The sequence below is a fragment of the Salinimicrobium sp. 3283s genome (genome assembly GCF_039602225.1).
Lineage (GTDB): Bacteria > Bacteroidota > Bacteroidia > Flavobacteriales > Flavobacteriaceae > Salinimicrobium > Salinimicrobium profundisediminis.
The window spans coordinates 28,573-42,189 of record NZ_CP143631.1 but is presented as its reverse complement, the minus strand read 5'-3'; the positions used below and the strand labels follow the sequence as shown (position 1 = coordinate 42,189).

General features: G+C 42.1%; 11 protein-coding genes. 6 read left to right on the top strand and 5 right to left on the bottom strand.

From position 1 onward, the window contains the following. Positions 1-97 precede the first annotated feature (97 nt). The 5 genes from ilvD to ilvA are packed head-to-tail and all read left to right on the top strand — an operon-like array spanning position 98 to position 6,795. Complete coding sequence (gene ilvD, locus VS868_RS00205) at positions 98-1,771, top strand: dihydroxy-acid dehydratase (RefSeq protein ID WP_266068805.1); 1,674 nt, start codon at positions 98-100, stop codon at positions 1,769-1,771. Positions 1,772-1,782: 11 nt separating this feature from the next. Beyond that, a complete protein-coding gene (ilvB, locus tag VS868_RS00200) occupies positions 1,783-3,516 on the top strand; it encodes a biosynthetic-type acetolactate synthase large subunit (RefSeq protein ID WP_345598786.1) in 1,734 nt (577 codons plus the stop codon). Further along, positions 3,516-4,055 carry an acetolactate synthase small subunit gene (gene ilvN / locus VS868_RS00195; protein ID WP_266068807.1) on the top strand — a complete coding sequence of 180 codons (540 nt, stop codon included), beginning with the start codon at positions 3,516-3,518 and terminating at the stop codon, positions 4,053-4,055. The genes ilvB and ilvN overlap by 1 nt, the downstream gene beginning before the upstream one ends. Continuing rightward, positions 4,052-5,521 carry a ketol-acid reductoisomerase gene (ilvC, locus tag VS868_RS00190; RefSeq protein ID WP_345598785.1) on the top strand — a complete coding sequence of 490 codons (1,470 nt, stop codon included), beginning with the start codon at positions 4,052-4,054 and terminating at the stop codon, positions 5,519-5,521. The genes ilvN and ilvC overlap by 4 nt, the downstream gene beginning before the upstream one ends. Next, the gene (ilvA, locus tag VS868_RS00185; RefSeq protein ID WP_345598784.1) at positions 5,521-6,795 is read left to right on the top strand and encodes a threonine ammonia-lyase IlvA; all 1,275 of its coding nucleotides are present in this window, start codon (positions 5,521-5,523) and stop codon (positions 6,793-6,795) included. Before ilvC ends, ilvA begins: the two co-directional genes overlap by 1 nt. Before the next feature lie 158 nt (positions 6,796-6,953). Here the strand turns inward: ilvA and leuB are convergent, their stop codons facing one another. From leuB to VS868_RS00165, 4 genes are read right to left on the bottom strand one after another with little or no spacing between them, the layout of a single operon-like run. Further along, the gene (leuB, locus tag VS868_RS00180) at positions 6,954-8,069 is read right to left on the bottom strand and encodes a 3-isopropylmalate dehydrogenase (RefSeq protein WP_345598783.1); all 1,116 of its coding nucleotides are present in this window, start codon (positions 8,067-8,069) and stop codon (positions 6,954-6,956) included. Next, positions 8,066-8,659: a 3-isopropylmalate dehydratase small subunit gene (gene leuD, locus VS868_RS00175; RefSeq protein WP_345598782.1), complete on the bottom strand. Its 594-nt coding sequence runs from the start codon at positions 8,657-8,659 to the stop codon at positions 8,066-8,068. Before leuD ends, leuB begins: the two co-directional genes overlap by 4 nt. Then, positions 8,660-10,042: a 3-isopropylmalate dehydratase large subunit gene (gene leuC, locus VS868_RS00170; protein WP_345598781.1), complete on the bottom strand. Its 1,383-nt coding sequence runs from the start codon at positions 10,040-10,042 to the stop codon at positions 8,660-8,662. Further along, positions 10,042-11,211 (bottom strand): 2-isopropylmalate synthase, encoded by a 1,170-nt coding sequence (locus VS868_RS00165; protein WP_266068813.1) that lies wholly within the window; start codon positions 11,209-11,211, stop codon positions 10,042-10,044. The genes leuC and VS868_RS00165 overlap by 1 nt, the downstream gene beginning before the upstream one ends. Before the next feature lie 151 nt (positions 11,212-11,362). Here VS868_RS00165 and VS868_RS00160 point away from each other — a divergent pair, with 151 nt between their 5' ends. Beyond that, positions 11,363-12,907 carry a hypothetical protein gene (locus VS868_RS00160; RefSeq protein ID WP_345598780.1) on the top strand — a complete coding sequence of 515 codons (1,545 nt, stop codon included), beginning with the start codon at positions 11,363-11,365 and terminating at the stop codon, positions 12,905-12,907. 6 nt (positions 12,908-12,913) lie between these two features. Here VS868_RS00160 and VS868_RS00155 read toward each other — a convergent pair whose 3' ends face one another. Then, on the bottom strand, positions 12,914-13,615 hold the full coding sequence (locus VS868_RS00155) for an RNA pseudouridine synthase (protein ID WP_345598779.1): 702 nt from the start codon (positions 13,613-13,615) through the stop codon (positions 12,914-12,916). Between the last annotated feature and the right edge of the window lie 2 nt (positions 13,616-13,617).

Genomic DNA, 13,617 nt, shown 5'->3' with positions numbered 1-13,617 from the left:
CTATTTCGTTGCTTCTGAAAATAATATGAAGCCAGCAACTTCAAGTTTGTGCAAGATTTATGGGCCTAATTTTAGAAAAAAATGACGAAATCCCGTAATGAACAATAAGTACAGTAAAATTTTAACACAAAACGAATCTCAACCGGCCTCTCAGGCCATGTTACATGCAATAGGTCTTACAAAAGAAGATTTTCAGAAGCCATTCGTGGGTATAGCAAGTACAGGCTATGAAGGGAATCCCTGTAATATGCATCTTAATGAGCTTGCCACCCTGGTGAAAAAGGGTTGTAATGAAAATGGTCTTGTAGGCTTAATTTTTAATACCATAGGCGTAAGTGACGGAATTTCTATGGGTACACCGGGAATGCGCTATTCTCTTCCTTCCAGGGACATCATTGCAGATTCTGTTGAGACGGTCATCCATGCCATGTCGTATGATGCGCTTGTTACGGTTGTGGGGTGCGATAAGAATATGCCCGGGGCGCTTATGGCGATGTTAAGGATCAATAGGCCGTCTATTTTAGTGTATGGAGGAACAATAGCTTCGGGCTGCCACAATGGGAAAAAACTGGATGTGGTTTCGGTTTTTGAAGCCTGGGGCTCTAAGGTGTCTGGTGATATTAGTGACGAAGATTACAATAGCGTCATCGAAAAAGCCTGTCCCGGGGCAGGCGCATGTGGCGGAATGTATACCGCCAACACCATGGCTTCGGCTATTGAAGCTTTGGGGATGGCACTGCCTTACAATTCGTCAAACCCTGCAACAGGAGCCGAAAAAAGAGCAGACTGCGAAGCCGCCGGAAAAGCTGTTCAGTTGCTTGTAGAGAAGGATATAAAGCCCAAAGATATTGTTACCCGAAAGGCACTTGAAAACGCCGTTAGGTTGATTACAGTGCTTGGAGGGTCTACCAATGCGGTACTTCACTTTTTGGCGATTGCAAAAGCTGCTGAAGTAGAATTTACCCTTGCCGATTTTGAGAAGATAAGTGATACCACCCCTTTCCTTGCCGATCTTAAGCCCAGCGGAAGATTTGCGATGGAAGATGTTCACAGTATAGGAGGCATTCCTGCCGTTTTAAAATATATGCTGAAGCATGATATGCTTCATGGGGACTGCCTCACGGTTACCGGTAAAACTTTAGCTGAAAATCTCGCTGATGTGCCCGATTTAACTGAAGGCCAGCAAGTGATAAGAGCAATTGAGAATCCTATTAAGACATCAGGACATTTAAGGATCCTGTACGGCAACCTTGCCGAAGGTGGATCGGTTGCCAAGATCACCGGGAAAGAAGGCTTGTTGTTTAAAGGTAAAGCCCGTGTGTTCAATAGTGAATATGAAGCGAATAGCGGCATTTCTGAAGGGAAAGTGAAGAAAGGTGATGTGGTAGTTATAAGATATGAAGGCCCTAAAGGTGGCCCGGGAATGCCCGAAATGCTGAAGCCTACGGCAGCGATAATGGGAGCAAAGCTCGGTAAAGATGTTGCCCTGATTACCGACGGAAGATTTTCGGGAGGGACCCACGGTTTTGTGGTAGGTCATATTACCCCAGAAGCACAGGAAGGCGGGTTAATTGCCCTGGTTGAAGATGGAGATGAGATCACCATCGATGCCGAAGCCAATACAATTTCGGTTGATTTGAGTCCGGTGGAGATTCAGGAGCGAAGAAATAAATGGAGCGCCCCTAATCTTAAATTCAGCAAAGGTGTGCTTTATAAATATGCAAGAACAGTTTCTTCAGCCTCAGAAGGCTGTGTTACAGATGAATTCTAATAAGTAGAACTATGGAAGTTAAAACAGCTGGTTTTAAAGAAGTTTCCACTGCGGAAACATTGAAAGTTTCGGGAGCAGAGGCCGTGATAAAGAGCCTTCTGGCCGAAGGGGTGGAGGTAATGTATGGATATCCCGGAGGCGCTATTATGCCCGTTTACGATGAAATTTTTAAATACAAGGGTCAAATTGAACATGTGCTCACCCGTCATGAACAGGGAGCGGCACATGCAGCACAGGGATACGCCCGGGTCACCGGAAAAGTGGGAGTGGCTATTGCAACTTCGGGTCCTGGAGCTACCAACCTCATAACAGGAATTGCCGATGCTCACATAGACTCTACGCCAATGGTATGCATTACCGGGCAGGTGGGGTCGCATCTTCTGGGAAGTGATGCTTTTCAGGAGATAGATATCGTGGGGCTTTCAACTCCCATTACAAAATGGAATTACCAGATTACCAAAGCTTCCGAAATTCCTGAAGTTCTTGCCAGGGCTTTTTACATTGCCCGAAGTGGAAGACCAGGCCCTGTTCTTATTGATATCACCAAAGATGCCCAGTTTGAAAGCCTGGACTTCAGCTACAAAAAATGCTCAGGAATAAGAAGCTATACGCCTTATCCTGAAGTCAACCTACTTCAAGTGGAAAGAGCTGCCCAGGCCATTAACAATGCAAAAAAACCCATGATAGTTTTTGGGCAGGGAGTTATTTTGGGCAGTGCAGAAAAACTTTTAAAAGAGGTGGTTGAAAAGACCGGAATACCTGCAGCATGGACAATTCTCGGACTTTCGGCATTGGAGACAGATCATCCGTTAAATGTTGGAATGGTAGGGATGCACGGCAATTATGCCCCCAATATTTTGACTAACGAATGTGATGTGCTTATTGCCATAGGAATGCGTTTTGACGACCGGGTAACCGGAGACCTCAATACTTATGCAAAACAAGCTACCATTATTCATTTTGAAATAGATCCTGCCGAGGTAAACAAGAATGTACATGCTCATATCCCGGTATTGGGAGATGTGAAACAGACTTTAAAGCTGCTTCTCGAATTTCTTCAGCCAAAGAGCCATGATCAATGGCATAATAAATTTCGGGAGCTTCATAGTACTGAATACGAAAAGATCATCAAAAATGATCTTTCAGCAAGCGAAGGAAAGATAAAGATGGCCGAAGTTCTCGATGAAATAAACACAGTTTCAAAAGGGGATGCTATCATAGTTTCAGATGTGGGCCAGCATCAAATGGTGGCCTGTAGATATGCAAAATTCAACTCCTCGCGCAGTAATGTAACGTCGGGCGGACTGGGAACCATGGGGTTTGCTTTGCCTGCAGCCATTGGTGCAAAAATGGGAAGCCCTAACCGCCAGGTTGTGGCAATTATTGGTGACGGAGGTTTCCAGATGACGTTGCAGGAACTGGCTACCATTTATCAAATGAATGTTCCTGTGAAGATTGTTGTTTTAAATAACAATTTTCTCGGTATGGTAAGGCAGTGGCAACAAATGTTCTTTGAAAAACGCTATGCTTCTACAGAAATGGTGAACCCCGATTTTACAGGCATCGCCAAAGCCTATCATTTAACCACCAGGAAAATTTCAGAAAGATCTAACCTTCAGGAGGCAGTACAGGAAATGCTGGCATTAGATAAACCTTTCTTTCTTGAAGTAGAAGTAGAAAAGGAAGAGTGCGTTTTCCCAATGATCACAACAGGAGCATCAGTTTCAGATATACGTTTAGAGTAATGGAAAAGAAAAATTATACAGTATCGGTTTACACAGAAAATAACCTGGGGTTGCTAAGTAGAATAGCCGCCATTTTTTTGAAGAGACACATAAATATTGAAAGTATTACGGTCTCTCAAAGTGAGGTGCATGAGGTGATGCGGTTTATCATCATCGTAGAAGTGACTGAAGAGCAGGTCAAAAAGATCGTGGGACAAATTGAGAAACAAATAGAAGTAATTAAAGCTTTCTATCACAAAGATGAGGAGCTTATTTACCAGGAGACTGCCTTATATAAGGTGCGATCTTCAGATTTTGTAGAAGATTTTGACATCCAGAGTTTTATTAAAAAGACCAATGCCCGCATTGTCACTGTTTCACCCAATTTCTTTGTCATTGAAAAAACTGGGGAGCGGCACGAGACTGAAAGCCTTTATGAAAAATTAAAACCTTACGGACTTATGCAGTTTGTAAGATCGGGAACCATTGCAGTTTCCAAAAATGAAATGCCAATATCAGAACTATTAGAAAAATTCAATACTTCAAATACAATACAATGAGTAACTATTTTAACAGCCTTTCAAGAGGCGAACAATTAGCTCAATTACAAACCTGCAGGTTCATGTCTAACGAAGAGTTTAATGACGGCACCTCAGCTTTAATCGGTAAAAAAATAGTAATCGTGGGCTGTGGGGCGCAGGGGTTAAACCAGGGGCTCAACATGAGAGATAGCGGTCTTGATATTTCTTATGCTTTAAGAGAAGGGGCAATTCAAAACAAGAGACAATCTTACCTCAATGCTACAGAAAATGGGTTTGAAGTAGGGAGTTTCCAGGAATTGATCCCACAGGCCGATTTGGTTATAAACCTTACCCCAGATAAGCAGCATTCTTCGGTGATAGAAGCTATTCAGCCTTTAATCAAAAAAGATGCAGTTCTTTCCTATTCTCACGGTTTCAATATTGTGGAGGAAGGAATGAAGATAAGAGAAGATATTACTGTAATTATGGTTGCACCTAAATGCCCGGGGAGCGAGGTGCGTGAAGAATACAAACGTGGTTTTGGCGTGCCTACGTTAATTGCTGTACATCACGAGAATGATCCGCATGGAATAGGTTTAGAGTGGGCAAAGGCTTATGCTTATGCTACAGGTGGCCACCGGGCAGGAGTTTTGGAATCGTCTTTTGTAGCCGAAGTAAAATCTGATCTCATGGGCGAACAGACCATCCTGTGCGGCGTACTGCAAACCGGATCTATTTTGAGCTTCAATAAAATGGTTGCTGAAGGAGTAGAGCTGGGATATGCTGCAAAACTCATTCAGTATGGCTGGGAAACTATTACTGAAGCTCTAAAACATGGAGGAATTACTCAAATGATGGACAGGCTTTCAGATCCTGCAAAGGTGAGGGCGTATGAAATTTCCGAAGAACTGAAGGAAACGTTGAGACCCTTGTTTAGAAAACATATGGATGATATCATCACCGGTGCCTTTAGTTCAAGGATGATGAAAGATTGGGAGAATGATGATAAAGAATTGTTGGAGTGGAGAGCAGCTACAGAAAATACTGCTTTTGAAAAAACTGACGCTACTTCAGAAAAAATTAGTGAACAGGAATACTTTGACAAGGGCGTGCTTTTGGTGGCCTTTGTAAAATCTGGCGTAGAGCTGGCTTTCGAAACCATGGTAGAAGCCGGAATTATAGAAGAATCGGCTTATTATGAATCCCTTCATGAAGCGCCACTTATTGCCAATACCATTGCAAGAAAGAAACTGTATGAAATGAACAGGATTATTTCGGATACAGCTGAATATGGTTGTTATCTTTTTGACCACTCCTGCAAACCTTTGATAAAAGATTATATCAATAACCTGGAGCCAGATGTGATTGGAAGGGAGTATACTGGTAGTGTTCAGGATGAAAATAAAGTAGCACAAATAAATGAATCTGTAAGACAGCATTCTGTTGAAAAGGTTGGTGCAAAACTTAGAAAGGCGATGACCGCAATGAAAAAACTCGAAGTATAATGGATGAGCTAACTGCTGCTACAAAACAATACCGCCCGCAACTGGAGGCTGTAAGAGAGGCTAAAGAAAGGATCTCAAAAGTGACACTTTTGACACCTTTGGCTTCCTCATTTACATATAGCAGGAAGTTTAATGCCAATATTTTTCTGAAAAGGGAAGATCTTCAACAGGTAAGGTCTTACAAAATTCGTGGTGCCTATAATAAGATCTCAAGTTTACCTAAAGACCAGTTGAACAAGGGAGTTATTTGCGCCAGTGCCGGCAATCATGCCCAGGGAGTAGCCTTTGCATGTAATAAATTACAGACCAAAGGGGTTATCTATATGCCGGTAACCACCCCACGCCAAAAAGTGGAACAAACCCAGATGTTTGGCGGGGAATGGGTAGAAGTTGTTTTAAAAGGTGACACTTTTGATGATTCTTATAAACAGGCCGTAGTTCACGGCCTGGAGAAATCGTTGGTCTTTATTCACCCTTTTGATGACCCCAAGGTAATTGAAGGACAGGCCACCATTGCTCTCGAAATCCTGGAACAGGCTGAGGCTCCTATAGATTACGTTTTTGCACCCTTGGGCGGCGGCGGATTATTAGCGGGATTATCTTCGGTATTTAAACAACTTTCGCCCCAAACTAAAGTCATTGGAGTAGAGCCCGAAGGCGCTGCTTCTATGACCGCTTCCCTGCAGGAAGGGAAAGTAGTGGAGCTGCAAACTATTGAGCGATTTGTTGACGGTGCAGCGGTACAGAAGGTGGGAGCAATCAATTTTGATCTCTGCCGGGACAACCTGCACCAGATGCTTAGTATCCCCGAAGGTAAGATTTGTCAAACCATTCTGGATCTTTACAACCAGGATGCTATAGTTGCTGAACCTGCAGGAGCTATGGCACTTGCGGCGCTTGATCTCTTTTCGGAAGAAATTAAAGGCAAGAATGTGGTTTGCATTTTAAGTGGTGGCAATAATGACATCACCAGGACCGCCGAAATTAAAGAAAGGGCCTTACTGTATTCGGGTCTTAAGCATTATTTCATTGTGCGCTTTCCGCAGCGGGCCGGGGCTTTAAAAGAGTTTGTTGAAACTGTGTTAGGTCCAAATGACGATATTACCCATTTTGAATACTCTAAAAAGCACCACAGGGAGAATGGTCCGGCTGTGGTAGGAATTGAGCTAAAGGATGCTGAAGATTTTGCACCTTTAGTGCAACGAATGAAGGATTACAATTTCTATGGGCAGTATCTTAATGATAGCCCCGATCTTTTTCAGTTCCTGGTATAAAAAAAGAAGCTGTCTAAAATATTGATAGTGGTTGAATTAATTGATCAGGTTATCGGGTTGTGCAAACACCGGTAGCCTGATCAATTTGTTTCTGAATAAATTCAGAAGAACACTTTCAATAACTTTAAGACAGCCTCTACAGGCAATAGACAACCATTCTAAATTATTGTCATTTGGCCAATAGTGAGGTTATTATCATTGATGTGATGATGCTCAGACTCACTTATTCTTCCTTCAAGAAAATCACCCACTTTTTCTGTAGAGTAATGATTGTTCTTGTTTAGATCTTGTGTACAAACATTCAGTTTGATGCTTTCTTCAACTGCTTTTCTAATTACATCGGCTTCCCGGTTTAGATTGAAATGATCGAGTAGAAGTGCTGCAGATAAAATTGAAGCTACAGGGTTGGCAATTCCTTTCCCCGTGGCCTGCGGGAATGATCCATGTATAGGCTCAAAAAGAGCATTTTCAAAACCCACTGAAGCTGAAGCCAGCAAGCCTATACTACCACCAATAACGCTGGCCTCGTCAGATATAATATCTCCAAACATATTTTCTGTAACTATCACATCAAATTGTTTTGGATCAAGCACCATTTGCATGGCCGCATTATCTATAAAGAGGAAGTCAAGGCTTACATCTGGATATTCTTTAGCCATATTTGTTACTGTCTTTCTCCATAAGCGCGAAGTTTCCAGCACGTTTGCTTTATCTATAAGAGTAAGTTTCTTTTTCCTCTTTTGTGCTGCTTTAAAAGCAAGGTGGGCGAGTCTTTCAATTTCGTAGGTGCTGTAGGTGCAAAGATCGTTTGCAGTTTGACCATCTTCGCTGGTGCTTTTTTCTCCAAAATAGATTCCGCCGGTGAGTTCTCTGTAGATCACCATATCGGCTCCTGCGATACGCTCAGGACGCAAAGGGGAATGCTCCAGCAGATTTTCGTAAGCTCTTACCGGTCTAATGTTGGCATATAGCCCAAGTTCTTTTCTCAATTTTAATAGCCCCTGTTCTGGCCTGACTTTAGCGGCAGGGTCATTGTCATATTTTGGATGGCCAATCGCACCAAACAAAACTGCATCAGACTCTTTGCATAGTTCTAAGGTAGAATGGGGGAGCGGATCCCCAGTGCGGTCTATGGCAATGGCGCCCACTATTGCTTCTTCAAATTCAAAATCGTGGTCAAAACGTTCAGCTATTGCCTTTAAAATTTTAACTGATTGTTTTGTTACCTCTGGTCCAATTCCATCTCCCGGTAACACTGCTATTTTCAACTTCATATCTGTAATTGTTTGTCTTCGTATTTCTTAATTGCGTCGCGCCTGCTTAATAGAAAATCTATGTCATCATAACCATTTAACATGCAGGTCTTTTTGTAAGGATCTATTTCAAAATTTTCAGCTTCTCCCGAATCTTTTATGCTGATTTGTTGATTTTCCAGATCGACAGTAATCTCTCCTGAAGGTTGTGAATTGAGATAATCAAATAGCTTTTCCAGGAATTCGGGAGACACCTGTACCGGAAGGAGTCCGTTATTCAGGGCATTTCCTTTAAAAATGTCTGCAAAGTAGCTTGAAACTACAACCTTAAATCCATAGGCTTTAAGAGCCCACGCGGCATGTTCCCTGCTTGAGCCACACCCAAAGTTGTCTCCGGCTACAAGAATAGGACCTGAGTAGGATGGGTTGTTAAGGCTGAAATCCGGGTTAAGATTTTCATCTTTTGTATATCTCCAGTCCCGGAAAAGATTTTCACCAAAACCGGCCTTGTCTGTCGCCTTTAAGAATCGGGCAGGAATGATCTGGTCTGTGTCTATGTTTTCAGTTTCGAGAGGTACAGCAGTGGCAGTAAGTTTTATAAATTTTTCCATTTAATTCAGGCTTTTGGTAAAGTCAACTAATTTTCCTGCTACAGCTGTGGCTGCTGCTGTTAACGGGCTGGCAAGAATAGTTCTTGCTCCCTGGCCCTGTCTACCTTCAAAGTTTCTGTTACTGGTAGAAACACAATATTCTCCTGCGGGAATCTTATCATCATTCATAGCAAGACAGGCCGAGCAACCGGGCTGGCGCAAAGTAAAACCGGCATTTTCAAAAATCTCCTGAAGTCCTTCGGCTTTAATTTGGTCGGCCACCTGCCGGGAGCCGGGAACAATTAAAGCGTTAACGTTAGCAGCTTTTTGCTTCCCTTTAATGTAAGACGCTGCTACTCTAAAATCTTCTATTCGCGAATTGGTGCAGCTTCCAATAAAGATCCAGTTCACCGGTTTGTCCAAAAGAGATTCCCCCTGCACAAATCCCATATATTCCAAAGCTTTATCTGCGCTTTTACCTGCGCCAGTAGGGATAGAGCCTGTAAGTTTTATACCCATGCCGGGATTGGTGCCATAGGTAACCATAGGTTCAATATCTTCAGCCTCAAAACTTACTTCCTTGTCAAAAAAAGCATTTTCGTCAGTTTTAAGTGTTTTCCAGAACGTTTTTTGTTTCTCAAATTCATCTCCTTTAGGAGCAAATTCTTTTCCTTCAACATAATTGAAAGTAGTATCATCTGGAGCAATAAGGCCGCCACGGGCTCCCATTTCAATGCTCATATTACAAACCGTCATACGCCCTTCCATAGACATATTTTCGAATACATCTCCTGCATATTCACAGAAGTACCCTGTACCCGAATTTGTTCCCAGCTTGCTGATGATGTATAGAATAACATCTTTTGGGAGCACTCCTTTTCTCAACTTTCCATTGACATTCACCCTCATCTTTTTCGGTTTCTCTACCAAAAGACACTGGCTGGCAAAAACCTGGGCCACCTGGCTGGTTCCAATACCAAAGGCAATGGTTCCAAAGGCACCGTGCGTTGAGGTATGGCTATCTCCACATACTATGGTCATTCCCGGTTGGGTAATACCTAATTCGGGGGCCATAACATGCACAATTCCATTGTAAGGGTGTCCCAACCCGTAAAGCTGGATATTATTCTCTTCGCAGTTTTGCGTTAGCTCCGACAGTTGTTTTCTTGACAGGAGATCCTTTATAGGTAAATGTTGATTTAATGTAGGCGTATTATGATCGGCAGTGGCGACAATCTTGTCGGGCCTGTAAACCGAAATGCCCCGCTCCTTTAATTCATTAAAGGCCTGGGGGCTGGTAACTTCATGGATGAGGTGTTTATCAATATACAACACATCTGGCCCGTTAGGGATTGATTCCACAACATGCGAGTCCCAAATCTTATCAAATAACGTCTTCTTCATTAGGCAGAGGCTCGGTTTTTAAAACTTAAGTCCATAATTTCATGTAAGTCTGTATCTGCTACTTCTTTTTTAACATCGGCATAACTAAGGAAGGTGGCATAGACAATATCTAACTGCAATTTGGTTAGTTCATATCCCATAATTTTGGCTTTATAGGCAAGTGCAGCCCTGCCACTTCTTGCAGTGAGAATAATAGCCGATTCTGTGACTCCTACATCTGCAGGATCTATGATTTCGTAAGTTTCCCGGTTTTTAATGACCCCATCCTGGTGAATGCCCGAGCTGTGCGCGAAGGCATTAGCCCCAACAATAGCTTTATTTGGTTGTACTACCATTCCCATTTCCCTCGAAACGAGGTTGCTTAATTCAAATAATAGTTTTGGGTTCAGGTTAGTAGTAAAGTTAAGGTCGGGGTGCTGCCTCAAAATCATAATTACTTCTTCAAGAGCTGTATTACCTGCACGTTCCCCAATGCCGTTTATGGTACATTCCACCTGGCGGGCGCCATTTCTAATTGCTGCAATGGCATTTGCGGTGGCAAGCCCAAGATCATTGTGACAATGACAGGAAATAATTACATTCTCGATGTTTTTTACATTCTCTTTTAGGTATTTTATCTTTTGTCCGTATTCTTCAGGAAGGCAATATCCCGTAGTATCGGGTATATTTAATACGGTGGCACCTGCTTCTACTGCGGCGGTACATACACGGGCCAGGAACTCATTGTCGGTGCGTCCGGCATCTTCAGCATAAAATTCCACGTCATCTACAAAATTTTTGGCATAGGAAACTGCTTCCCTCGCCCTCACGATAATCTCTTCGCGGGTGGAATTAAATTTATACTTAATGTGAGAATCTGAAGTTCCAATCCCGGTGTGAATTCTTGGCCTTTTAGCAGGTTTTAATGCTTCGGCAGCAACTTCTATATCTTTCTTTACGGCCCGGGTGAGTCCGCAAACGCTGGTATTTTTAACGAGTTTGGAGATTTCAGATACCGATTTAAAATCGCCGGGGCTTGAAACAGGAAATCCTGCCTCTATAACATCTACTCCCAGCGCTTCCAGCTTTTCAGCAATCTTCAGTTTTTGCCTGGTTTCAAGTTTACAACCCGGTACTTGCTCCCCATCTCTCAGGGTGGTGTCAAAAATTTGTACCCTTTCTTTACTCATATCAAATAAAATTTACTTTACAATAACTTTGACTAATTTAACCAGCTCATTTCCCTTCATAGGAAATAAATACCTGTTATTACGACAATTAAATATAAAATTAGAGTTTAAAATATTTGATTTTCAATAAGTTGCACCTGATCTTGTTACAATGACCAATGAATTAACCGATAACCTGTTTTCTCTTATTAAGTCACTTTCACCTTCCGAAAAACGACAGTTTACCCTGTACGTTGGCCGAATTGGGGTGAATAGTGACAGTAAATTTCTTAACCTGTTCAAAGTAATGTCCAGGCAAAAGAAATATGATGAAGAATATATTCTAAAGAATACAGCGATAAGCAAACAGCAGCTTTCTAACATCAAAGCCCATCTTTATAAGCAGTTGCTCATAAGTCTAAAATTAAATCCCGTACATCAAAGTGTACCTATTAATATTAGGGAGCAGATGGATTTTGCTTATATCTTATATCGAAAAGGGCTTTATAAGCAAAGCCTTAAGATCCTGGAGAAAGTGAAAGCCACAGCATTGCATTATGAAGAGAAAGTGCTGGCTTATGATATTCTTGAGTGGGAAAAGATCATCGAGTCTCAATACATCACCCGCAGTACACACAACAGGGCAGAGACCCTGGTACAGGAAACTAAAGACCTTACCGAACTCAATCTCATTTCGGGTAAGCTCTCTAACCTTTCCCTTCAGCTTTATAACATTTTTTTAAAGATGGGCCACGCCCGTACTCAGGAAGAATCTGATACTATTCGTGATTATTTCAAACAAAATCTGCCCGAATTTGATATTGCAAAACTCGGTTTCCGGGAAAAGCTGTGGTTATATAAAGCCCATTTGTGGTATAGCTTTATTTCCCAGAATTTTATTTCCTGTTACCGGTATTCTTCCAAATGGATAGATCTTTTTAAGGAATATCCTCACCTCATTAGCGTGCACCCTGTTTCTTATTTAAAAGGGAATCACTATTTGCTGGAATCGTTGTTTTATCTCAATCATACAGCACTTTTTGAAAAGACGCTCAAACATCTCGAGGAAACTCTAAAAGATCCCAAAATTCCTGATGATGACAACATAGCTACCCTGTCGTTTCTCTACGTTTATTCAAATAAACTCAACCTTAGGTTTATGAAGGGTGATTTTGATAACGGGGATACGCTGGTAGAGAAAATTGAGAAGAAGATCAAAAAATACGGTTCCAGGATAGACGGGCACCACATCATGATTTTCTATTATAAAATTGCCTCTTTATACTTCGGAAATGGAAATTACACAAAGTGTATAGACTTTCTGAAAAGGATCATTGACAATAAATCTTTGGAAGTAAGGGAAGACCTCATGTGCTTCTCAAGAATTCTTAATCTGGTTGCCCATTACGAGGCAGGAAAGGATTATCATCTTGAAAGCCTTGTGAAGTCAACGTACAAATTCCTTATTAAAATGAACGATATGCATAAAGTTCAAAAGGAAATGATAAGGTTTCTTCGGAATTTACCCGAAGTTTCTCCTCTGTACATTAAAGATGAATTCAGGAAGCTTCACAGTACGCTGAAGGTTTACGAAGATCATCCTTATGAACGAAGGGCATTTCTATATCTGGATATCCTGTCCTGGCTCGAAAGCCGGATTGAAGACCGGCCTGTTGCCGAAATTATTGCCGAAAAGGTGAAACTGGTCTCCAGGTAAGAAAGATCAGGCCCTGGGAGCCTCCCATATAGGATCATTTGGTGGCGGAGCAATGACTTCCAGTATTTCCTTTTTTACCGGATGGTTAAAAACCAGCTTCCGGGCATGTAGGTGAATGCTACCGTCTTTATTGCTGCGGTCAAAACCATACTTGAGATCACCTTTTATTGGGCAGCCAATAGATGATAACTGGCTCCTGATCTGGTGATGCCTGCCGGTATGCAAATCGATCTCCAGGAGGTAATAATTATTCAGTTCTTTTATAACCCGGTACTCTAAAATGGCTTTTTTGGAGTCTGGTACTTCCTTTATGTGCGCGTAAGATTTATTCTGTTTAGGATTTCGCTTCATGAAATGCACCAGGGTGTCCTGTTGCTTTGGCGGTGCATTCTTTACCACGGCCCAATACATCTTTTTCGCCTCCTTTTCTTTAAAAAGCTTGTTGAGACGGGGTAGCGCTTTTGAAGTTTTGGAGAACAACACAATCCCGCTGGTAGGGCGGTCAAGGCGGTGAACCACTCCCAGGTATACATTTCCGGGTTTATCGTACTTGATCTTTATGTATTCCTTGACAACCTCGCTAAGTGGTACATCTCCTGTTTTATCCCCCTGCACTATATCCCCAGGACGTTTATTTACGATGATCAAATGATTGTCTTCGTAAAGTACCTGTAGGTTTTGTGGTGTTGAGATTGTCTTACTTTCCAAAA